The 21694-nt window shown below is 39.1% G+C and carries 21 protein-coding genes; 11 read left to right on the top strand and 10 right to left on the bottom strand.

The window, feature by feature from the left end; translation table 11 throughout:
• The first annotated feature begins 122 nt into the window (after positions 1 to 122).
• From GHI45_RS03990 to GHI45_RS03980, 3 genes are read left to right on the top strand one after another with little or no spacing between them, the layout of a single operon-like run.
• Positions 123 to 611 (top strand): GNAT family N-acetyltransferase, encoded by a 489-nt coding sequence (locus GHI45_RS03990; protein WP_147779535.1) that lies wholly within the window; start codon positions 123 to 125, stop codon positions 609 to 611.
• A 43-nt stretch (positions 612 to 654) separates the two neighbouring features.
• A complete protein-coding gene (locus tag GHI45_RS03985) occupies positions 655 to 1920 on the top strand; it encodes a replication-associated recombination protein A (RefSeq protein WP_147779534.1) in 1266 nt (421 codons plus the stop codon).
• Positions 1904 to 2710: a ParB/RepB/Spo0J family partition protein gene (locus tag GHI45_RS03980; protein WP_147779533.1), complete on the top strand. Its 807-nt coding sequence runs from the start codon at positions 1904 to 1906 to the stop codon at positions 2708 to 2710. The genes GHI45_RS03985 and GHI45_RS03980 overlap by 17 nt, the downstream gene beginning before the upstream one ends.
• 10 nt (positions 2711 to 2720) lie before the next feature.
• On the opposite strand, the gene GHI45_RS03975 is transcribed toward GHI45_RS03980, so the two are convergent.
• The 8 genes from GHI45_RS03975 to GHI45_RS03940 all read right to left on the bottom strand — a co-directional run bounded on the left by GHI45_RS03975 (position 2721) and on the right by GHI45_RS03940 (position 12977).
• Positions 2721 to 3410, bottom strand: coding sequence for a phosphatase PAP2 family protein (locus GHI45_RS03975; RefSeq protein WP_147779532.1), 690 nt, complete (start codon positions 3408 to 3410; stop codon positions 2721 to 2723).
• On the bottom strand, positions 3407 to 5455 hold the full coding sequence (locus tag GHI45_RS03970; protein WP_187230065.1) for a hypothetical protein: 2049 nt from the start codon (positions 5453 to 5455) through the stop codon (positions 3407 to 3409). The genes GHI45_RS03975 and GHI45_RS03970 overlap by 4 nt, the downstream gene beginning before the upstream one ends.
• Positions 5456 to 6796 (bottom strand): HAMP domain-containing sensor histidine kinase, encoded by a 1341-nt coding sequence (locus GHI45_RS03965; protein WP_153497400.1) that lies wholly within the window; start codon positions 6794 to 6796, stop codon positions 5456 to 5458.
• A gap of 7 nt (positions 6797 to 6803) precedes the next feature.
• Positions 6804 to 7481, bottom strand: a complete 678-nt coding sequence (locus GHI45_RS03960; RefSeq protein ID WP_147779531.1) for a response regulator transcription factor — start codon at positions 7479 to 7481, stop codon at positions 6804 to 6806.
• A 102-nt stretch (positions 7482 to 7583) separates the two neighbouring features.
• Positions 7584 to 8537 (bottom strand): glycosyltransferase family 2 protein, encoded by a 954-nt coding sequence (locus tag GHI45_RS03955; protein ID WP_147779530.1) that lies wholly within the window; start codon positions 8535 to 8537, stop codon positions 7584 to 7586.
• Positions 8534 to 10132 (bottom strand): glycosyltransferase family 39 protein, encoded by a 1599-nt coding sequence (locus GHI45_RS03950; protein ID WP_228386010.1) that lies wholly within the window; start codon positions 10130 to 10132, stop codon positions 8534 to 8536. Before GHI45_RS03950 ends, GHI45_RS03955 begins: the two co-directional genes overlap by 4 nt.
• A 71-nt stretch (positions 10133 to 10203) precedes the next feature.
• Positions 10204 to 11034, bottom strand: coding sequence for a hypothetical protein (locus GHI45_RS03945; protein ID WP_147779529.1), 831 nt, complete (start codon positions 11032 to 11034; stop codon positions 10204 to 10206).
• A gap of 161 nt (positions 11035 to 11195) precedes the next feature.
• A complete protein-coding gene (locus tag GHI45_RS03940) occupies positions 11196 to 12977 on the bottom strand; it encodes a heavy metal translocating P-type ATPase (RefSeq protein ID WP_147779528.1) in 1782 nt (593 codons plus the stop codon).
• 415 nt (positions 12978 to 13392) lie between these two features.
• Here GHI45_RS03940 and rpmF point away from each other — a divergent pair, with 415 nt between their 5' ends.
• The 3 genes from rpmF (at position 13393) to GHI45_RS03925 (ending at position 14785) form a co-directional block, all read left to right on the top strand.
• Positions 13393 to 13566: a 50S ribosomal protein L32 gene (gene rpmF / locus GHI45_RS03935; RefSeq protein WP_054639723.1), complete on the top strand. Its 174-nt coding sequence runs from the start codon at positions 13393 to 13395 to the stop codon at positions 13564 to 13566.
• 28 nt (positions 13567 to 13594) lie between these two features.
• Positions 13595 to 13756, top strand: coding sequence for a 50S ribosomal protein L33 (gene rpmG, locus GHI45_RS03930; RefSeq protein ID WP_054639691.1), 162 nt, complete (start codon positions 13595 to 13597; stop codon positions 13754 to 13756).
• Between the two features lie 186 nt (positions 13757 to 13942).
• Entirely contained in the window at positions 13943 to 14785 is an 843-nt protein-coding gene (locus tag GHI45_RS03925; RefSeq protein WP_147779527.1) for a DegV family protein, read from the top strand.
• A gap of 15 nt (positions 14786 to 14800) precedes the next feature.
• Here the strand turns inward: GHI45_RS03925 and GHI45_RS03920 are convergent, their stop codons facing one another.
• A complete protein-coding gene (locus tag GHI45_RS03920) occupies positions 14801 to 15313 on the bottom strand; it encodes a dihydrofolate reductase family protein (RefSeq protein ID WP_147779526.1) in 513 nt (170 codons plus the stop codon).
• A 10-nt stretch (positions 15314 to 15323) separates the two neighbouring features.
• Positions 15324 to 15911: a GTP cyclohydrolase I FolE gene (gene folE, locus GHI45_RS03915; RefSeq protein ID WP_222705831.1), complete on the bottom strand. Its 588-nt coding sequence runs from the start codon at positions 15909 to 15911 to the stop codon at positions 15324 to 15326.
• Positions 15912 to 16106: 195 nt separating this feature from the next.
• On the opposite strand from folE, the gene GHI45_RS03910 reads away from it, so the two are divergent.
• The 5 genes from GHI45_RS03910 (at position 16107) to plsX (ending at position 21600) form a co-directional block, all read left to right on the top strand.
• Positions 16107 to 16838 carry a MerR family transcriptional regulator gene (locus GHI45_RS03910; RefSeq protein ID WP_147779524.1) on the top strand — a complete coding sequence of 244 codons (732 nt, stop codon included), beginning with the start codon at positions 16107 to 16109 and terminating at the stop codon, positions 16836 to 16838.
• A gap of 434 nt (positions 16839 to 17272) precedes the next feature.
• Complete coding sequence (locus GHI45_RS03905) at positions 17273 to 18898, top strand: ABC-F family ATP-binding cassette domain-containing protein (RefSeq protein ID WP_147779523.1); 1626 nt, start codon at positions 17273 to 17275, stop codon at positions 18896 to 18898.
• 135 nt (positions 18899 to 19033) lie between these two features.
• Positions 19034 to 19645, top strand: coding sequence for an HAD family phosphatase (locus GHI45_RS03900; protein WP_147779522.1), 612 nt, complete (start codon positions 19034 to 19036; stop codon positions 19643 to 19645).
• 33 nt (positions 19646 to 19678) lie between these two features.
• Positions 19679 to 20494 carry a Cof-type HAD-IIB family hydrolase gene (locus tag GHI45_RS03895; protein WP_147779521.1) on the top strand — a complete coding sequence of 272 codons (816 nt, stop codon included), beginning with the start codon at positions 19679 to 19681 and terminating at the stop codon, positions 20492 to 20494.
• A 110-nt stretch (positions 20495 to 20604) separates the two neighbouring features.
• Positions 20605 to 21600: a phosphate acyltransferase PlsX gene (gene plsX, locus GHI45_RS03890; RefSeq protein ID WP_147779520.1), complete on the top strand. Its 996-nt coding sequence runs from the start codon at positions 20605 to 20607 to the stop codon at positions 21598 to 21600.
• Positions 21601 to 21694: the final 94 nt, after the last annotated feature.

Here is a 21694-nt window from a genome sequence, read left to right as displayed (position 1 = left end):
TTTTAGGTCTCTAGTCTATTGGACTCATAAAAGATGCCAACCTTTGCCTAATTATGTTAAAATTATTATATCAAAATTCATTATATTATTGGGATTAACAAAGTTAAAAAAGGTGATTTTAAATGGAAATTAGAAAAATTGAGCCACGTGATTTTGCTGAAGTCGCAAAACTAGAAAACGAAAACTGGACACTTGCTTCAACGCCTCACGTTATGGACTCGACTGTCGAAAAGGTCATGAAAAAGATATTAGACGGTGAGTCTTACTTACTCGCCGTTGAAGATGATAAAATCCTCGGCTTTCTTGATTATTCAGTGCGCCACCGCTCAAAGTACGGTAAGCACGTTGCTACTTTTGGTGTCATGACCGTCAAAGAAGCCCGACATAAAGGTGTCGCCTCAAGTTTGATTAAACATTTTTTTGATATTGCCAAATCTGAAAAATTTAAGAAAATTACCATTCAAGTCATGGGGTCAAACCCTGAAGCTCTTCAGCTTTACCGAAATCTTGGTTTTATTGAAGAAGCTCACTTGAAAAAGGAATTCTATATCAATGGCAACTATGTTGATGACTACAGTTTCGTCTATTATCTAGATAAAAATTTGTTGTAAACTTGGTTTACAGTGTTGTAAACTTTGCTGAAATGGAGAAAAAATGGGACAAAATCTTGCACGAAGAATGCGACCTCGAAACATTGATGAAATCATTGGTCAAACACATTTGGTAGGAAAAGGAAAAATTATTCGTCGAATGGTTGAAACGAGTCTTCTTTCGAGCATGATTTTATATGGCCCTCCTGGTGTTGGAAAAACCTCGATTGCGTCAGCTATTGCTGGGACGATGAATGCTTCATTCAGGACTTTCAACGCCACCACGGATACAAAAAAACGACTTCAAGAAATCGCTGCTGAAGCCGAATTTTCTGGTCAACTTGTTTTATTGCTCGATGAAATTCATCGCTTAGACAAGCCCAAACAAGACTTCCTACTTCCTCTTTTAGAAAATGGACAAATCATTTTAATTGGTGCAACGACTGAAAATCCTTATTTTTCAGTTGTTCCCGCCATTCGCTCCCGTGTCCAAATTTTTGAGTTGAAAGCACTGGAGCCGGTAGATTTGGAACAGGCGGTTACTCTAGCACTGTCAGACCATGAACGTGGTTTTGATTTTGATGTAAAAATCGATGAAGATGCGCTTTATTTTCTTGTGCATTCGACAAATGGAGACCTTAGAAGTACCTTTAATGCGCTTGAACTGGCGGTTTTATCCTCACAAGAGCATCACATTACACTAGATGACATGGAAAACTCTTTACAACGTAAAGCTGCAACTTTTGATAAAGATGGCGATGCGCATTATGACTTACTTTCTGCCTTGCAGAAATCAATTCGAGGTTCTGATGTCAACGCAAGTTTACACTATGCCGCTCGATTGATTGAAGGAGGAGATTTGCCGTCATTAGCTAGACGATTGACTGTCATGGCTTACGAGGATATTGGTTTAGCCAATCCTGACGCTGCTGTTCACACCATGCTTGCTTTACAGGCCTGCGAAAAGCTGGGCTTTCCCGAGGCACGAATTCCGCTCGCTAATATTGTCATCGATCTGGCACTTTCTCCAAAATCAAATGCAGCTTATGTCGCGATGGACGAAGCAATCGCAGACTTAGGAAAATATGGCAATCTGCCTATTCCTGCCCACTTGCAAGACGGACATTATGCTGGTGCAAAAGAACTTGGACGATCGGTTACTTATCAGTACGCGCACAGTTTCCCAAATCACTGGGTTGATCAGCAGTATCTGCCTGATAAAATCAAAACTGCTGATTATTTCAAACCTGATGACATGGGCAAATATGAAAAAGCCTTAAACATGCGAAAACACTGGATTGAGGAGCAAAAACGTGGAAGAAAAAATTGAACAACTGAAACTTTCTGAAATCATGAAAAATCCTTATCAGCCACGTTTGGTTTTTGACGAAAATAAATTGCAAGAGTTGTCACATTCAATCAAAGAAAATGGTGTTTTACAGCCGATTGTGGTCAGAAAATCAGCCCTTGTTGGTTATGAGTTATTGGCCGGAGAACGACGATTTTTGGCGTCAAAAATGGCAGGAATGGAAACGATTCCCGCCATTGTCAGAGCTTACTCCGATGAAAAAATGATGACTTTATCAATTTTGGAAAATTTACAACGAGAAAATCTCAATCCTGTTGAAGAAGCTCGAAGCTTGGACATATTGGTTAAAAAGTTGCAGATGACACACGAGGAAGTGGGACAGCGGCTTGGAAAATCACGTTCTTACGTGTCCAACGCCATTCGCATTTTGTCCTTGCCACAAGAGTTGCTGGGCTTGGTTGAGGACGGAAAGTTGTCATTGGCTCATGCGCGGACACTCTTGGCTGAGAAAAACCCCATTGAACAAAAGCGTTTAGCCCTACTCGTAATCAATGAAAAGATGAGTGTGCGTCAGCTAGAGCATTTGATTTATCCACCAAAAAAATCCGAACCGGCAGTCATTAAGAAAAATGTCAGCATTGACAAGAATATTTTCATCAAAGCAACGGAAGAAGAATTAAAGAAAATAATCGGAAATACCGTAAAAATAAAGTCCAATAAAGTTTATAAAGGCTCACTGACAATCAATTTTGATAGTCTTGATGAGCTTGAACAATTGATTTTACAGCTCAAAAAAAACCGTCAGAACTGACGGATTTTTTTTAGTTTAATATTTTCCAAGCATATTTTCTGGCGTGGTATTTGACATAACTTGGATACGTAAAGAGTACAAAAGTTATTCCTTCAAGAAAACCACCGACAGTATCTGTTGGATAATGCACCCCAACAAAAATACGAGAAAACATGACGAGTAAAATCATGATAAGTGCAAGCAAGCCCCAGCCAAAACGTGACGCACTACTTGTCATTTTAACGACAAAAATCAAGAACAGACTAGCAAATAAAACCGCTGTAAATGTGGAATGTCCGCTGGCAAAGCTAAATCCCGCTTCATTGGCAAACCCAGTCAAACGGTTAGTGTCAGGGCGTACACGCCCAATGACAGACTTGAGGACAGTGTTAAACAAAACGCTCGCAACAACTAATAAGCCAAGCCAGATGGCACCGATTTTTTCTTTGACAAGGAAAAATAAGAAGAGGCAGATGACTGCGGCAACGACGACACCGATTTTATCACCAAAAAGGTTAGTAAAATGGCTAAAAAACGTGACGAGAACGGCTGAACTTTGCAAATGATAAGCAAAACTTTGAACGCTTGAGTCAAAGAGAAGTCCGCTGTGAATGCCACTTGTTTTGACGAGAATGGTCAAAAGTAAGAACAAAATGAGAGTAATTGTTCCTAAGGTGTAAAACGCTTTTGCGTTTGTTTTTTTGTGTGTTGAACGTTTCAACTTAATTTTCCTTTCTTTAAAAGCAAAAATAATACGCCCAGAACTGACAAAATCACATAAGTAATGATGAAAGCTTTGTTATATGAGCCGTCAATTTGGTCTCCATAAAAATGGAAAACAAATGAGCTGGTTTGCTTTTTCTGCTCGATGAGCGAGGGATAAAGTGAGACATACACTTTACTTTGCCCTGTCATCGAAACAGGATAATCCTGTCGATTTGAGACCTCAATGATATAATTTCCTGAAGCTATACCATCGGCAGAAAGATTGTCCAATGTTAAGTAAGTTTGGAGCGGCGTTATGGGACGTGAAATAATCAAATCCTTATCTCCAGCATTATCATAATAAATGTTAAGCGTCACGTTAGCCGTTGGCGCAAGTGACATGTCCATCGTCAATGCCCTAGCATTAAGCTGCACCGATTGCCGCAAGGACTGGTGAGCTGGAATGGTAATTCTTGGCAGACTTTGATTATAATTGCTGCCATTATTATTCCCTGTAATTTGAATAGGTGCTTTTTGTCCACTATATTGAATCATCAGTGCTGACGAAACGAATAGCAGCACCGGAAAACTCAACAGACCAATTTTTTTTGCTCTGTCAGCAATGACAGGGTTGGGCTGACGCTCAAACTGCCTGCTCAAAGCCAGAATTCCAACAAAAAGTAAGAGGCCGATTGTCATGAACTGATAACGACTTTTCACTTCCCAAATCAAAGCATGGAACAAGCTAATCCCAAATACCGTCAGCAATGACAGCATTTCGGTGTCCATTTTAAGTTGCTTCTTCCGCCACAAATCAGCGAAAATTGCCAACAGTAGCAAGCCAATGAGTGCTTTGGAATACATTTGTAAACATAAAATGATGACCCCATTATACTCCAATAACCAAGCAGGTGCAAAAATATAAGAGCCCTGATAATCAACTAACGTTTGAAAGCTTCCGCTCTCCCAGAGAATCAAATATTTACTGACCCACTGCTTGGCTAAAGTCCATGGATTATATTGTTCAATCCGCCTTTCAATCCCCGCGATGTCCGCTTCTTTGGCGGTAGCATAGCCAGTATGATTGAGTGTATAATAACGATCTGCTCGATTATATTTTCCGACTGAGTTTTCATTTAGTCCCATATAAATCCAGTGTACCGTCGGGAAGGCATCCTTATTTTGTGGATTGTAATGATAAGCTGAATCCAGTGCTTTGGTTGCCGACATGGCAATCACAATCCCAATCAGACAAGCTAAAAATAACCGACTGGCCTTATGAAATAGGACTTTATTCTTCTTGAATGAAAAGCCAGCAATGATGACAAGTGCGACCAGTAAAATAATGACATTGGGTCGCATCAGATAAGCATAAGCAAAAACAAGAGTCGAAAGTCCCAATTTCCAAATACTCATCTGCTCGGCTTGGTCAAAAAGATCAACTAAAAGCAGCAATGCAAAGATACTGGCACCGTCGGTGTAACCAACTTGAATGATGAAACTGTAGAAAAATGGACTGATAAGGCATAATATACTTGCAAAGGCACCTAAAACAGGACTTCTTCGCCACAACAAGCGCACAATCAAAATGAGAACGCCAACCAGAAGCAAAATATTATAGGTAAAGAAAATCGGGTAAAAGCCAATACCAAGCCAAGCACCAAGTCGCATAAACCAACTGTAAAGTGCTGTCAACGGAACAAGCTGAGGATATTGTAAAATCCATTGATCCCATTCAAAATTGTTGTCAACCAGTTTTCCCGCCATAATTTGCGAGTGCCAAATATCGCCAAAAACTTGAATGCGAACCGTAGCAATGATCGCCGTCGCCAAACAGGCAGATAAAATCAAAAAGACGATACAGATGATTTTAAGTTGTCTTCTTGTCAGAGCTGACAACTTTTGATACAAAAAACGAAAGGCAAAATAAAGGAATATCATTAGGAAAAGAACTGAAATAGGTTCGATGAAACCAGTTTCTGTCATGGAAACAAAAAGCATTCCAAAACTTGCCATTGCAAGACAAACCAGAAGTCCTATTCTTATGATTTTATTGGCCATTTATTCCTCCTCCGACAAAACCAAGTGAAAAATGCTTCCGTTTGGCACATTGTCCGAGATAAAAATCCATGCATCCATCATCTCAGCGTATTGTTTGGCGATTGAAAGTCCTAAGCCTGTGCCTGGAATTTCACTCGATCGAGATTTGTCAACGCGATAGAAGCGCTCAAAAACTTTCTCTTTTTCATCTTTAGCAATCCCCAAGCCCTTATCTGCTACGGACAAATCAACTGACTCGCCAGATTTTTTTAATTTGACGGTGATTTTTTCATCTGTTGGTGAATATTTACCGGCATTTTCGATAAATGCAACCAAAATATGACGCAGTGCCTGTTTGTCAGCACTGACAAATAGATTTTCCGTTACGGATAAAGTAATATCTTGAGTAATTGCGGGCTGAATCTCAGAAATCAACTGAACAATATAGTCTGAAAGATTTATTTTTTCCTTTTCAATTTTCATATGATTTCCTCTCGAAATGGTGAGTAGTTCTTCAATCATTACCTTCATGCGCTGAGATTCTTCGTCGATATAATCAAGTGATTCGTCGATAATCTCTGGGTGTTCTTTCCAGCGCCGTTTGAGCAAGGTGGCATGACCACGAATGGCAGCAACTGGTGTTCTCAACTCATGTGAAGCGTCCGAGACAAACTGCTGTTCTTGCAAGATTTTCAGATTGAGTCGATTGAGCAACTGATTGAAATTTTTCGCCAGTTGATTAATTTCAACTGGATTTTCAGGCACTGGTAATGGTTTTCCGTTATTGTTTGCGGCGGCTTCTGATAATTCTGCAAGCGGTCGGCTCAATTTTTTGGCAAAACTTCGAATGACATAGATGCCAGCGGCCAAGCTGACAAACATGACCACAATAATGGCAAAGATGGTCTGCAATACAGATTCAATCACTTCTTCGACACTAAGCCATAATTCGACAGTTACCTTGTCTGTTTTCAGCTTGTCATGCCAATAAACACCTTTGTCAGACAGATAAAAATAATCAAGATGAATTTTTTCAATACCTTTGATAAATTCACTTGTACCATGACTTTCGTCAACTTTGCCAGAAGTCCAAGTGACTCTTATAAAATCACTCCAGCGACCTTCATCATGCGCTTGTTCGAATTCTTTCCAGTTGATATTTCCATTGACTGCAGCTTCTTGAACTGAAGAAATCAATGCTGCGCCTTCTGATTCTCGGACACGCAAGCCACTGATGGTTACAACGCCAGCAACAATTCCCACATTCAAAATGGTTATCACTAAAAAAATACGAACAAAAATTCGAGTCAAGTAACTCGCGTTTGTCCGTTGTTTTTCTTGTTTCACTCTTTTTTTATTCATATTTTTTTTACCGCATTCGATAGCCAACGCCACGTACCGTTTCAATCAATGACGCTGTATCTGGCTCATCAATTTTCGATCTCAGATAACGGACATAAGCATCCACTGTATTATCTTGCCCATCAAAATTCATCCCCCAAACTTCATCAAGCAAATCGGCACGAGAAATCGCTTCGCCACGATGTTGCATGAAAAATAAAAGCAAGGCATATTCACGTTGAGTCAAACTGATTGGCTTTCCATTCGCAGTCACGACATGAGCTGTCGTATCAAGTGACAAATAGTCGACGCGATAAATTGTTGCGCGTTCAGCAGACCATTTTCTAAAAATCAAACGCAGGCGAGCAAGGAGTTCTTCAATCTCAAAAGGTTTCGTGATGTAATCGTCAGCCCCAGCATCAAGCCCCGCAACTTTGTCTCCGACATAATCACGCGCCGTCAAGAAAATAATCGGGGTATTGGGTTGAATTTTTTTCATCCGTCTCAAAACGCCCAGGCCATCAATTTTAGGAATCATCCAATCAAGTAAAACAACGTCAATTGCTGGATTGGCATTTTCAAATTTTTCCAAGGCTTCAACGCCGTCAAAAGCCGTTTGAACATCATAGTCTTCAAACATCAATTCTTTTTTGACATAGCTTGAAATACTCCGTTCGTCTTCAACAATCAAAACCTGTCGTTTCATTTACAATCACTCCCTATTCTCGTTTAACTATCTTTCATTTTAGCAAAAACTGATTTTGCGAACGATAGATTTTCTCTGATAGTTTTATGATAAATTTTCAGATTATTTATCGTTAACAAAATTTTCGATAATAAATCGTGGACGTTGTTTAACTTCAAGGAATATTTTTCCGATATATTCCCCAATAATACCAAGCGCAAGCAAGTTCAATCCACCAAAGCCGATAATGGCAGCCATTGTTGATGACCAACCAAGAACCGTGCGCCCTTGAATAGAGTGACTCACAATAACATAAATTCCAATAATAATTGACAAGGCAAAAACAACGAAGCCCGTCCAAAAAATCATACGCATGGGTGTTGCTGATGTTGAAGTGATACCATCAATGGCAAAGCTCAACATTTTCTTGAGAGGATATTTGCTTTCTCCAGCAAAACGTTCCCCACGTTTATAATAGACGTTTGTTGACTTGTAGCCTACCATTGGAACCATTCCACGCAAAAATAAATTCACTTCTTGGAACTGTTCCAATCCGTCCAAAGCACGTTCACTCATCAAACGGAAATCGGCGTGGTTTGGCACGCTTTGGCTACCTAAACTTTGCATGACCTTGTAAAAGACACCTGCGGTATTACGTTTAAAGAAAGTATCAGTGTCACGATTGTCACGCACACCATAAACAACATCATAGCCTTCTTCGTATTTTTCAAGCATGGCATCGATCGTGTCAATGTCATCTTGCAAATCAGCATCCATTGAAATGACGCAATCTGCCATATTTTTGACAGTCATCAGGCCTGCCAACAGTGCATTTTGATGGCCACGGTTGCGTGAGAGATTGATTCCACTAAACATGACATCTTCGTCATGTTTTTCCATGATTTTTTCCCATGTTTTATCTTTTGAACCGTCGTTTACATAGACAACGCGACTTTTTTCTGAAATTTTCCCTGAGGAAATTAGTGATTGGTATTTCTTTTTAAGACGTGAAGATGTTTCATCAAGAACAAGTTCTTCGTTGTAACAAGGAACAACCATGTAGAGTACTGTACTCATTTTATTTCTCCTTTTGTTGACCATTTTGCAAAACCTAAGGTTGCGACAGCAATCATTAACGGTGCAAAATTATACAAATAACGTGAATTGGCTTCCCACAAAACCAAAAATACAAACAAACCGAAAAGTGATAATGCTGGAATAAACCACAAACTCTTCCAATTCTTCGCTTTAAACAACAGATTAAACAACGCCTTCCACATAAAAACAACCAAAGCAATCCAATATGGTACATGCGCTGCTTTTAACAAGACCCAACCCGTGATATTTCCAGCCTTTTGAGCGGGCAAATAATCAAAATAACGATTGATGATTGGGTTTTCATGTCGATAAGTATAAAACTCACTTCTTAAATCGGGATTAAGCCATGTATAAACCAATTTTCGTCCGATTTGACGTAGGACTCCAGGGAGGCCCATCTCTTTCATGTTGTTCAAAAACAAATCCGTATCTGCTTTTTTCTTTGCTTCATAAGTTGTGAAACTTTCAGAGTATTCTCTGATTTCTCGTTTAAATCCACCTGTTGTGTTGCTTGGGTCCCAAGACATGGCAACCCAGTGCATCATTGGTAAGTTATAACGCTCATTGGCCGCTTCAGAAAAAGCCGGCTCAGTTGCAACTGTCAGCTTGACCACTTCCTTACCTCCAGCAAAAATGACAAGAAATAAAGGCAAGGCAATCAACAGATTTTTCCAGTTTTTATTGACAATCAAATAAAGCAAGCCTGCAATGAAAATAATGGCAACGGTCGGCTTAAATTCATAACCAAAAACGAGGAAGAGCGACGCTAGTGCGAACCAAGCAATCTTCGTCAGCACTGACGAAGATTTGATGGCATAGATAAAGAATAAAAGTCCGAAACAGACAAAGGGCAAGGTCATACTGTCTGTATAAAGTTGCGCACCATAAACGTAGAATGGCAAAAAACCAGCTGCTGCTACGTTAAATAAAAGCGCCAGTTTTTTTCCTTGTAAATTTTTAACCATCAAGGAAGTCGCAAGTAAGGCTGAACTTGTCAGCGCTGACGAAACTAAAGTAACGACAACAGCTTTGACAGAAACGTCTGTCAGCCCCGCGAAAGCATGGTTAAATAAAATCGCAAAAAATTGATTATTGGGATAGCGTAAGAAATAGCCTAGCGCCCCCACACCCATTGGGAGATTTTCAAATGATGAACCCTGCAAGGCAGACGTTCCATTGAAAATAACAAAATAATCCCAATTATGTGCTGAGTCTGGAACGTGAATGATAAAAAGTAATGGTACAAGGAACATCAAAAGTCCTAAAAACCAAAAGCTCCAGCGATAATAGCGAGCAATTTTTTCATTCGTTTCTTCTTGAACCAATCCTGCTTGATTTTTTAACTCAGCAGATGAAAAAGAAAGTTTTTTCGTCAGTCGATAAAATGCAAGTAAAAACAAAAATGTGGCAACTAAAACAAGGTTCCCTAAAAGCAAGCCAATCCAATGATCTACGTCCCATTTTGTTGTCAGAATTACGGCGACAGAATTGGATAAAACCAAGTAAATCACTAGCCAAAAAGGCCAAGTTCGTCCCCATTTTTTCAATGTATCCATCATATCAATCTTATTCATAGCTTAATTATAATAAAGAATTGAAATAATTGCCATGAAAAATGTTAACATAATTGATATTTTTTGGACTTTTAAGCTTCAGATTGGCCACGAAGCCCATTCTGACGGCGATATTGAAAAGCAATTATTGTCATCAAAATGATAAAAATAACTAACCAGATGATTGACATGCCCCAATTTCCAAGCATACCTGACTTCCAATCATAGCCAAAATAATCCGCAAAACTTGCCCCAATCGGACGTGTCAAGATATAAGCAAGCCAAAAGGTCAAGATTTCAGAAAATGAACTTTCTGCTGGTCTGACAAGCATGCGATAAGCCAAGATAATCAAGAAAACCGCACCTAAAATCAAACCTGTATTGAGCAAGCCAAAGCCTAATCCGTAAGGGTCCGGGTTGACGCCAGTATTTCCGTCTGCCAACCAATCTCCCATGGCTGTCCCCAAAGCAAAACTAAAGGCTACCGTCAACCAATAAAAGAATTCGGCTTTAAAAGTTTTGATTTGATGAATGGACAGAGAACCCGTCTCTTTATGCCAAAAATAGAAGGAAAGGAGCATAAGGATAGCGAATAGTATTGTTGAAAATAAGTGTGATAGCCCTGATACAGCCGTCAAACCGTCTGAAACAACTGTTCCAAACACAGCAAGTAGCGCAACACTCATCCAATAGTAGAAAGGCCGATAACGTTCCGAACGCATTTGTTTATAGAGGAAAAAAGCAAACAGGATAGAGGACCAAGTCAGCGTAAATGCAGCACCAATAACGATATTTTGGAGACCAAAAAGTTTTGATGTCCAATCCGAAATTGACTCTCCCTGCCCTGTCGAGACAAGTTTTGTCAACCAAAATAACAAACCAATAGCTGGGACTTTGTTCCAGTTGAATTCTTTTTTAAACATTTTTTCTCATTTCCAAGACTAAAGCAAAAACAAGACTTTGCAATAGTATAAAATAGTTCCTCTCCTATTTTATGCTTCTTGGTTTTAGAAAAAAACAAGCTTTTACTGACGGTTTAATGAGATATTCTCATAAAAAAAATCTCTCACGAGATTTTTCTTTTTTAATCACGCAATGCTTTGAGTGCGTACAAGATAGAGACCACATCGATGACTTCTTGGAACAAAGCCCCGATAACCGCTGGAATAATCCCTGTTGCTGCGACAACCATCAAGATAATACAAATCACAATCCCGATCAATACAGCTTGGCGAGCAATTCTCATCGTATCACGACTGATACTAATAGCTCTTGTCACACTCGACAAATCATTTCTCAAAAGGACAATATCGGCTGCTTCACTCGCTACTGTTGAATTTCCTGAACCTACGGAAATTCCGACGTCAGCCAAAGTCAATGCTGGTGCATCGTTCACGCCGTCACCAACCATGATAACAGGGTGTTCAGCAGACGCTTTAATATGCTCTAATTTTTCGCCAGGAAGCAAGCTTGCATAGACATTAGAAATGCCAACTTCTTTGGCCACTTTTTCAGCAACGCGTTCATTATCGCCCGTTAACATGGTCAATTTTTGAAGGCCAAGCTCATTTAAAGTGGTCATAACAGTTTTGGCTTCAGGACGGATTTTGTCAGAGAAGGTAACAGCCCCCAAATATTCTCCGTCACGGCTGACATAAAAGGCTGTTTCAAATTGTAAGCCATCAGGTGCGCCAACAAATGCTTTACGACCAATTTTGACTTCTTGCCCATTGATTTGTCCTGTCACACCCATTCCCACAACTTCTGTCAGCTCTGACAGGGGCAATGTTGCAACATCGCGGTCTTGAGCATAGCTAGAAATCGCTTTTGCCAAGACATGACCGCTTGATTTTTCAAGCGTATAGACAATTTCAAGCAGTTCTTTTTCTGTCATTTCACCAAAAGGTTCAATCGCATCCACTTGAATTTTTCCGTCAGTAATCGTTCCTGTCTTATCAAAGAAAATAGCCTTCGCTGTTGCCAGTTTTTCAATGACCGTACCATTTTTAATCAGGAAACCATTTTTTGATGACCGACTCATACCAGATACGAAAGCGATTGGAGCAGCCAAAATCAATGGACATGGACTTGCAACAACGAGAACCTCTGCAACGCGCACAGGGTCGCCTGAGACCGCATAAGCGATACCCGCAATGATATAAGCCACGATGGTAAAAGGAACTGCGTAACGGTCAGCCAAGCGCACGAAATTAGCAGGTGTTTTTTCAGCTTCAAGAACCAAATTGATGATTTTTTGAAATTGTGATTCGCTAGCGACAACATTTGTTCTAATCTCGATACTAGAACTGCCATTGATTGCACCAGACATGACTTCGTCACCTCTGACAAGTTCGTTTGGCTTGGTTTCACCAGTAACCGATGACTCATCCAAAATAGCCGCTTCAGAAACCAAAACACCATCAATAGGAACAACTTCCATTGGCTTAATCAAAAGAACAGAGCCTACTTCGACATCATCAATGGCGTGTTCTACTAATTTATCGCCGATTTTGACGTGTGCAACTTCGGGAGATTTTTGCAACAAGGCGGACAACTCTCTGTGCGCGCGCCCTGCAGCGTAGTCTTCAAGCGTTTCACCACCAACCAACATCAATATAATGATGAGTGATGCCCAGTATTCGCCAACCCATAAAGTTGCAATAATGGCTGTGATTGCCAACAAATCAACCCCGTATGAACCACTACGCAAGGTTTTCACCATTTCAATAAACATCGAAATCGCGAGAATTCCCCCTGCAACAGTAACAATAAGTTGAGCTATAGCGTCTTGTCCTAATCCAAACGACGAAATCAACGCGCTTGCTGCGATTAGGAAAACAAGGATTAGTTTTTGCCAGTTTTTCATAATAAACCTCAATACTTTCTACAAAGAATAGACTTGAGCCATTCTTCTTAAAAAATTTTTTCTGTAACATTGCCCTGTTTGATTGGTTGCTCTTTTTTGTTGAATACTGATTTATTCAACTTACAAAAATAGCTTCCGCCCGCACTTTGATTCTTTCGAACTGAGCCACTGAAGTTCAATGATTATTGAAGTTCATTCTACCATAAAACAAGTTGCAGTTCTCCTATTTTGAACGTCAAACAACTTTTACATCGCTTTAAATGCAAGCATATCAAGATTTCTTTTGAATAGCAAAATTTGTCAAGTATTTTTACTTTACAATTCTTGCATAATAAAAAATCTTATGTTATTATAGTTAAGTATGTTTTTGACATTAGTTAAAAACGCAAAAAAATTCTACGGAGGACAAAAACTCATGGCAGTACCTGCACGTCACACTTCATCAGCAAAGAAAAATCGTCGTCGTACACACTACAAATTGACAGCTCCAACTGTTAAATTTGACGAAGCAACAGGCGACTACAGTCGCTCACACCGCGTTTCATTGAAAGGCTACTACAAAGGCCGTCAAGTCCGCGACGCTAAGTAAAATTTAATAGGAAAGGAAGTAACTCAATATGGCAGCTGGAGTACGCACACACGTAATTCTTGAACACAAAGAATCAGGCGAACGTCTTTACCTTACACAAAAGAACAAACGTAACACACCTGACAAACTTGAACTTAAAAAATACTCTCCAAAACTTCGCAAACACGTTGTTTTCAAAGAAGTAAAATAAGTTTTCACATTTATGATAATTAAAACATCGCACTTTTGAGCGATGTTTTTTATTTCAAAAAAAATTTAAATGAAATACGATTTTTATTAAATTATTTTACAAATATAATGATTTGTATGTTAAAATAAAAGAGAACAGAATTATCGTTCAAAACAAATGAAAGAACCTTTTAAAAAGGGTACAAACATGAAATTTAAAATTATCGCCGACTCGGCTGCAGACCTGAACGAATTCGAAGGCATTCCTTTTGCGTCAGCACCTCTCAAAATTAACACCGACGAAAAAGAGTATATTGACGACGCCAATTTGGACGTTGCTGAAATGGTTGAAGACTTGCAAAATTATAGTGGGAAGTCTCGTACCGCTTGTCCTTCTCCTTCTGATTGGAAAGATTCTTTTTCAGATGCTGAAAATGTTTTTTGTGTTTCCATTACGAGCGCCTTATCTGGTAGCTTTAATTCTGCTCGAATTGCAAAAGAAGACTATGAAGAAGAATATCCAGACCGTCATGTTTCAGTCATTGATTCACTTTCTGCCGGGCCTGAATTGCAACTCATCATTGAGAAAATCAAAGAACAAGTCAATCTAGGTAAGACATTTGATGAAATCAATAAGCACATCGCTGCTTATAAAGAAAAAACAGGTTTGATTTTTATGTTGGCATCAATGAAAAACTTGGCCAACAACGGTCGTGTGAGTCCTTTCTCAGCTAAAGCAGCTGGTTTGCTCGGTATTCGTGTCGTTGGAAAAGCGAGCGACAAAGGCGACCTTGAACCATTAGATAAATGCCGTGGCGAGAAAAAAGCACTGGCTAGTATCACTGAAAATATGAGAAAACTTGGTTTTGTGGGCGGAAAAGTCAAAATCGGACATGTCTGCAATGAAAATGCAGCACGCACTTTGAAAGATTTGTTGCTTTCAAAATTTGAGAATATTGATATTGAAATTTATCCAACACGTGGACTTTGTAGCTATTATGCTGAAAAAGGTGGCTTGTTGGTCGGTTTTGAAAAAGCTGGAGCCATTTAATAATAAAAAAAACTGTTACTCAACAGTTTTTTTAATTTTATATTTTACGAGAAGTGTGCCTTGGCTATTTAACTGCTGCACTTCTACAAGTTCCAAATCTTGCTCGATTTCTTCTTGAACAAGGTGTTTTCCCGCTCCAAATAATTTTGGTTCAAGCGTTAAAATCAACTCATCAACTAAATTTTCTTTCAAGAACAAGCTGTTTATTTCAGGACCTCCCAGTAAAAGAACATTGTCAATGGCTTTTTCTAACCGAACTAGGAGCTGACTTGGTTTCTCTTGTGTATAAAAGACTTGATTTTGGTTGTCTTTCGGACTTGATTTTTGTTGCCTTGAAAACACATAATATGGCACAGGTGCAATCTTTTTGGTAAACGATTTTCTCCCCGTAATCACTGCATCGCAATGATTGACAAGCACCGCAAGATGGCGCTGGTCTTCCTCTGAAGTCCAAGCTTTGACGCTTTCTTCTGAATGGCGAGAAACAACGCCATCAATACTGGAAACCATAACCATCGTTACTTTCAAACCATTCTCCTTATTTTAGATAATCAAGCAAATTCTTGTCACCGCGGACAGCAAAGGTCTTTGTTGACGAACCATGTGCCATCGCCCCTCTGGCAGTCATGCAACTGTGACTTGCTTCAATAACGACCGCACAGGCCTCAGGATTAAGCACGTCATAAATGGCATCCGCAACTTGCGCTGTCAGGCGTTCTTGAACTTGCAAACGGCGAGCATATCCGTTAATCATGCGTGGAAATTTAGAAAGTCCTGTGATTTTTTCGCTCGGAATGTAAGCCACGTGTGCCACACCATGAAAACGTGCCAAATGATGTTCGCAGGCTGATTCAAACGGAATATCACGAACAACAACAACATCGTGTGATTCAGCTTCAAATTGAGTCTCAAGGTAAGTTTTTGGATCAATTTTGTATCCTTGTGTGTACTCAGCAAAAGCTTTCAAAAAGCGATAGGGTGTATCTTGAAGGCCTTCACGATCCTTGTCCTCGCCAATAAGGTCAAGCAATGCTTCAATTCCCTCTGTTGCTTTTATGATTTTTTCTTCATCTTCATCTTCATCTTCAAATAGCGTTTTAAGGTGATTAAATTTTTCTTCTTTCATCATATCTTTCCTTTAATAACTTATGTTCACATTTTAGCACACTTCTATTTTACAAGAAAATCTTAGGTTTATAAATCTTAAATTTAGTTTTATTTATGCTTTAGAAAATAAAATAAAAGAAAACTATATTTCACTTGACCTTTACCTTAGGTAAAGGTATATAATAATATCATCAGTACTGACAGAGGCATAAAAATGAAAATAAATGAACTAACAAAACTAACTGGGCTAACCTCTAAAACATTAAGACATTGGGAAAAAATGGGCTTACTTTCCTCAAAGCGCGATATAAATGGTTATCGAATATATGACGAATTAGACTTAAATAAGATTTTTTATATCAACAATCTCCGGAAATTAAATTTACCAATTTCGGAAATTGATGGCTTACTCAATGAAAAAATGGATGAAAAAATGATGCTTGAAAACCATTTGAGCCGGCTCATTCGCACTCAAAATGAGTTGTCCCAGTTGATCAATCAACTTGAAAACAAACTGGAAGAAGGTGATTATTTTATGAACAATAATGATTTCGAATTATTGAAAAAACAAGAAATTGCTGAGAACGAAGCCAAGTATGGCAAGGAAATTCGGCAGAAATACGGAACGACTGTCATCGATGACAGCAATAAAAAGTATCAAGAACAAGGGCAAAACGAGCATGACTGGGCCAAAGAAACGCACAGTAAAGTTGTCAAAATGCTTGAAGATGCCTATAACACGCAGGATAATTTTTTGGCCTTCGAAGCCATCAAACTCCATCGGACTTGGCTTCAACATTTTTGGTCGCAGGAGGTTACGCCTCAAGCTCATTTGACCCTTATCAAAATGTACGGCGAAGATGGACGGTTCCGCCAAAATTACACCGCACACTTTGATACTTTACCCGAATATTTTTATGAACAAGCGTCTATGTATTACATGTGAAACACTATTTAAAATTTTATCGTTTTTATCTCTTTCATTTAAGTTTCATTTCAGCATGTTAAGCTACAATGTTTCCATACTCCTAAATAAACTTTTTCATAAATTACTCCTAAAAGCTCCGACTCTCCATCGGAGCTTTTCTTATGCTTTAAAATTGTCAAAAAAAAATCGACTGCTCAGGTCGATATTTTTTATTAGGAGTTTTTATGAAAAATTTATTTTGAAATAAATACAGTATAAACCAAACAACTTAAAAGTTACTAAAACAAGACTAAAGCCAAACTGAAAAAATTTTTTACTCTGTCAGAGCTGACAAAGCGATACCCGCTTTATTAAGTGCTTCTTTTATGTTAAAATAGAAGTAACTACACATATATGAACAAATTTTTTAGTTATTGGCTAAATTATTTTGTATCTTATTAAAAGGATGATAAATGCTTACTGTATCTGATATTTCACTTGTATTTTCTGATCGCAAACTTTTTGACGAAGTCAACATCAAATTCACACCGGGCAACTGTTATGGTTTAATTGGTGCCAATGGTGCTGGTAAATCAACATTCCTCAAGATTTTGGACGGCGAAATCCAACCTACTACAGGTCATATTTCAATGGGACCAAACGAACGTATGTCTGTTTTGCGTCAAAATCACTTTGACTATGAAGACCAAACACCACTTGATGTCGTTATGAGCGGTAACGAAAAACTTCACGCCATTGCTGAAGAAAAAAATGCTATCTACATGAACCCTGATGCAACAGACGATGATTTCATGCGTGCTGCAACGCTTGAAGCCGAATTTGGCGAAATGGGCGGTTACGAAGCTGAATCTGAAGCAGCTCGCCTCTTGCAAAATTTGGGCATCAAAGTTGAACAACACTTGGATGTAATGGCGAACTTGACTTCTGGCGAACACGTTAAAGTCTTGCTTGCCAAAGCTTTGTTTGGTAAACCTGATGTTCTGCTTTTGGACGAACCAACCAACGGACTTGATATTCAAGCGATTGCTTGGCTGGAAGAATTTTTGATTAACTTTGAAAATACGGTCATCGTTGTATCCCATGACCGTCACTTCCTCAACAATGTTTGTACTTATATGGCTGACCTTGACTATGGTAAAATCAAACTTTACCCAGGGAACTACGATTTTTGGAAACAATCTTCTGAACTCGCTTTGCGCTTGCAAAATGACCAAAACCGTAAAGCTGAAGAAAAAATCGCTGAATTGAAAGACTTCATCGCTCGTTTCTCTGCAAATGCGTCTAAATCAAAACAAGCGACATCACGTAAGAAAATGCTCGACAAAATCGAAGTTGAAGAATTCGTGCCATCATCACGTAAATATCCATTTGTTGGATTTGATCAAGAACGTGAAGTCGGAAATGATTTGCTTCGTGTCGATAATTTGTCTGTCGAAATTGACGGCGAAAAAGTAATTGACAATATTTCGTTCATCTTGGCGCCTGGCGACAAGACGGCCATTATTGGACAAAACGACATTCAACAAACAGCCTTGATTCGTGCTTTAATGGGCGATATTGAATATACGGGCGACATCAAATGGGGAATTACGACATCTCGTTCGTATCTGCCAAAAGATAACACGCGTGATTTTGATAGCAGCGAAAGTATCTTGGACTGGCTCCGTCAATTTGTATTGACTAAAGAAGAGGACGATAATACTTACCTTCGTGGTTTCCTCGGTCGCATGCTCTTCAAGGGTGAAGAATCATTGAAACCTGTCAATGTTTTGTCAGGGGGAGAAAAAGTGCGTGTCATGTTGTCTAAAATGATGTTGCAACGTGCCAATGTGCTTGTTCTTGACGACCCAACAAATCACTTGGACTTGGAATCAATTTCTGCACTCAATGACGGTCTTAAAGCGTTCAAAGGCTCAATCGTCTTTAGCTCACATGACCACGAATTCATCAATACCATTGCCAACCACATCGTTGTACTTTCTAAAAATGGTGTCATCGACCGTATCGGCGAAACATATGATGAATTTTTGGCTAACGATGACGTGCAAGCTAAAGTTAAAGCACTTTGGGCTGACTAATCTTCCAATTTAGAAAATGAAATTTGATTTTTCTAATCAACTGTTGAAAATTTGACTCTGTCAGCACTGATAGCCCTGCTTTTGCAGCTTTGTCACTACTGACAGAGTTTTTGATAAGTAGAAAATGTGAAAATCATGATAAAAAATATAATCTTTGACCTCGGCGGAGTGATTTTGGACAATGATTGGTCAAAAACAAAACAGGCATTCAAACATTTAGGCATTGATATTGATGAATTTCTCTTTTCTAGTGATTTTTGGGAGACATTAGATAATTCTCAAGGCAGTTATTCGCTTGAAATTTTTGCTGATTTGTTACGTGAAAAATCGGGTTTGTCGCTGTCAAATTCGGACATCGAAAAGGCTTGGTGTGCCCTGCTCTGCGACTTTAACACAGAGCGTATTACTGGACTTGAAAAACTGGCAGATACTTATAACTTGTATCTCTTTTCTAACACGGATTCCATTCACACCAAAGCGTTTGAAAGCAAATGCCTTCAACAATGTGGCAAGCCTTTAAAAAGTTATTTTACTAAGATTTATTATTCTTGGGAAATTGGTATGCGAAAGCCTGATACCAAGGCTTTTCATGAAGTTTTGCGTTTGTCAGGACTTACTGCCGATGAATGTCTTTTTATCGATGATAAATTGGAAAATGTTGAAGCAGCACGTGCAGTCGGACTTCAGGCAATGCAAGTGACAGAAGCCTTGACAGCGCTGGATTTCGTGAAACTCAGCGCACAATAAGCTGTCAGAACTGACAGCAAGGGAAATTTAAAAATGAAAAAACAATTAAAATTATTTGCAACAGACATGGACGGAACATTTTTACGTTCCGATCGAAGTTTTAACCATGAAAAATTAACCGCCGTTCTTGACGCTTTTGACGAACGGGGCTGGATTTTTTGCGCCTCATCTGGTCGCCAACTTTTAGCACTTGAGGATATGCTGTTCCATGATTACAAGGAACGGATTGCCTTTGTTGCTGAAAATGGTGGCGTTGTAACTTACAAAGGCGAAACGATTTTTGCACAGACTTTTTCACACGAACAAGTTCAAGCCGTTTGTGATTTGCTTTTGTCAATGAAATATTCTCCGAAAATGGATTTCCTGATTTCTGGAATAAATGGCTCATATTGCCTTGACGGAGTTAGTGATACGTTTTGGGAAAAAGCCAAATTATATTATGCAAATATGCAAAAAGTGGCTGCCATTTCTGACATTGATGATGAAATGATTAAAGTAACCACTAATTTCCCGGAAGAAAAAACAGCCGAATGCGAACGATTTATCACTGAAAAACTGGCCTTTGCTCGTGCGACAACAACTGGTTTTACAAGCATTGACATCGGTTCACACGGGATCAGTAAGGCATCTGGATTGGCACATTTGTTGGCGCATTTTGAATGGCACCCTGAAAATCTTGCAGTTTTCGGTGACCAAATGAACGACTACGAGATGTTGCAATACGCTGGTACTGCTTACGCTGTCAGTAACGCTTTCCCAGATATTTTGGACATTGCTGACGAAGTGATTTTAAGCAATGATGACGATGCTGTTCTCGTTCAAATGGAAAAAATCATCAACGAAAAGTAGTCTCTGACTATTTTTTTATTATTCTTTGTCTTCTCACTTCGCAGTCATCACTAAAAAACCAAATCTTTGGTATAATTGATGTAAGTTAAGATAAAAGAAATGAGGAAATCATGAAAATAGCGATTGATGCAATGGGTGGCGATTTTGCACCTGAAAATATTGTAAAAGGGGTCAACGAAGCAAAAAAACTTTACCCTGATCTTGAATTTATGCTTTTTGGTGATGGACAAAAAATCCGTCAGTACTTACAAGATGAAAACCAAGTCGAAATCGTTGAAACGACTGAAATCATTGATTTTCATGATGATCCTGTCACTGCAATCAAAGCAAAAAAAGACAGTTCGCTTGTTCGTGCAATTACAGCCGTTAAAAAAGGGGAAGCTGATGCCGTCTTATCTGCTGGCTCAACTGGCGCCTTGCTGACAGGCGGTTTGATGTTGATCAAACGCATCAAAAAAGTCAGTCGTCCAGCCTTGATGAGTACCTTGCCTACTGCTGATGGCAAAGGCTTTGAAATGCTTGATTTAGGTGCCAATACTGAAAACACAGCTCAACATTTGGTTGATTTTGCGATTTTAGGTTCTTATTATGCCGAAAATGTCCGTGGGGTCACAAAACCACGTGTTGCGCTCTTATCCAACGGTGCCGAAGAATCAAAAGGCTCACCAATGATTAAAGAAGCGCACGAAATCTTGTCAGCGATGACAGACATCAATTTTATCGGAAATATTGAGTCACGCGACATTTTGACAGGTGCAGCTGATGTCGTAGTTGCTGATGGCTTCACAGGAAATGCAGTCTTGAAAGCAATCGAAGGAACTGCGTCATTGCTGATGAAACAAATCAAATCCGCCATTATGGGTGGAAGTCTTACCACAAAAATTGGTGGTGCCTTGATTAAAAAACCTTTATCTGGTTTGAAAGACATGTTGAGTACTGACGCTGCTGGCGGTGCCGCCTTCATCGGACTTAAAGCTCCTGTCATCAAAGCACACGGAAATTCAAGTGCTGAAGCAATCACAAGCGCCATTGGCCAAATCCATCGTATGTTAGCATCAGATGTAACAGGAAAATTGGTTCAACATTTTGAAAATCGCGAAGAATAATAAAAAAAAAGAATTCGATGAGAATTCTTTTTTTATACAACAAACGCTTAATCAAACAAGGCATTGGCAATCCTTTTGCAGATTTAAAATTTAT

The organism is Lactococcus sp. dk101 (assembly GCF_009601055.1).
GTDB lineage: Bacteria > Bacillota > Bacilli > Lactobacillales > Streptococcaceae > Lactococcus.
The sequence above is the reverse complement of the archived record's forward strand: the minus strand, read 5'-3'. Positions and strand labels throughout refer to the sequence as shown.

Bases quoted from the DNA above. Each gene is read 5' to 3' on its own strand.
- GHI45_RS03950 (WP_228386010.1), bottom strand. From the start codon at position 10,132: ATGAATAAGATTGATATGATGGATACATTGAAAAAATGGGGACGAACT.
- GHI45_RS03945 (WP_147779529.1), bottom strand. From the start codon at position 11,034: ATGTTTAAAAAAGAATTCAACTGGAACAAAGTCCCAGCTATTGGTTTG.
- GHI45_RS03960 (WP_147779531.1), bottom strand. From the start codon at position 7,481: ATGAAACGACAGGTTTTGATTGTTGAAGACGAACGGAGTATTTCAAGC.
- GHI45_RS03900 (WP_147779522.1), top strand. From the start codon at position 19,034: ATGATAAAAAATATAATCTTTGACCTCGGCGGAGTGATTTTGGACAAT.
- GHI45_RS03990 (WP_147779535.1), top strand. From the start codon at position 123: ATGGAAATTAGAAAAATTGAGCCACGTGATTTTGCTGAAGTCGCAAAA.
- GHI45_RS03910 (WP_147779524.1), top strand. From the start codon at position 16,107: ATGAAAATAAATGAACTAACAAAACTAACTGGGCTAACCTCTAAAACA.
- rpmF (WP_054639723.1), top strand. From the start codon at position 13,393: ATGGCAGTACCTGCACGTCACACTTCATCAGCAAAGAAAAATCGTCGT.
- GHI45_RS03985 (WP_147779534.1), top strand. From the start codon at position 655: ATGGGACAAAATCTTGCACGAAGAATGCGACCTCGAAACATTGATGAA.
- GHI45_RS03940 (WP_147779528.1), bottom strand. From the start codon at position 12,977: ATGAAAAACTGGCAAAAACTAATCCTTGTTTTCCTAATCGCAGCAAGC.
- plsX (WP_147779520.1), top strand. From the start codon at position 20,605: ATGAAAATAGCGATTGATGCAATGGGTGGCGATTTTGCACCTGAAAAT.
- GHI45_RS03895 (WP_147779521.1), top strand. From the start codon at position 19,679: ATGAAAAAACAATTAAAATTATTTGCAACAGACATGGACGGAACATTT.
- rpmG (WP_054639691.1), top strand. From the start codon at position 13,595: ATGGCAGCTGGAGTACGCACACACGTAATTCTTGAACACAAAGAATCA.
- GHI45_RS03925 (WP_147779527.1), top strand. From the start codon at position 13,943: ATGAAATTTAAAATTATCGCCGACTCGGCTGCAGACCTGAACGAATTC.
- GHI45_RS03905 (WP_147779523.1), top strand. From the start codon at position 17,273: ATGCTTACTGTATCTGATATTTCACTTGTATTTTCTGATCGCAAACTT.
- GHI45_RS03965 (WP_153497400.1), bottom strand. From the start codon at position 6,796: ATGAATAAAAAAAGAGTGAAACAAGAAAAACAACGGACAAACGCGAGT.
- folE (WP_222705831.1), bottom strand. From the start codon at position 15,911: ATGAAAGAAGAAAAATTTAATCACCTTAAAACGCTATTTGAAGATGAA.
- GHI45_RS03970 (WP_187230065.1), bottom strand. From the start codon at position 5,455: ATGGCCAATAAAATCATAAGAATAGGACTTCTGGTTTGTCTTGCAATG.
- GHI45_RS03955 (WP_147779530.1), bottom strand. From the start codon at position 8,537: ATGAGTACAGTACTCTACATGGTTGTTCCTTGTTACAACGAAGAACTT.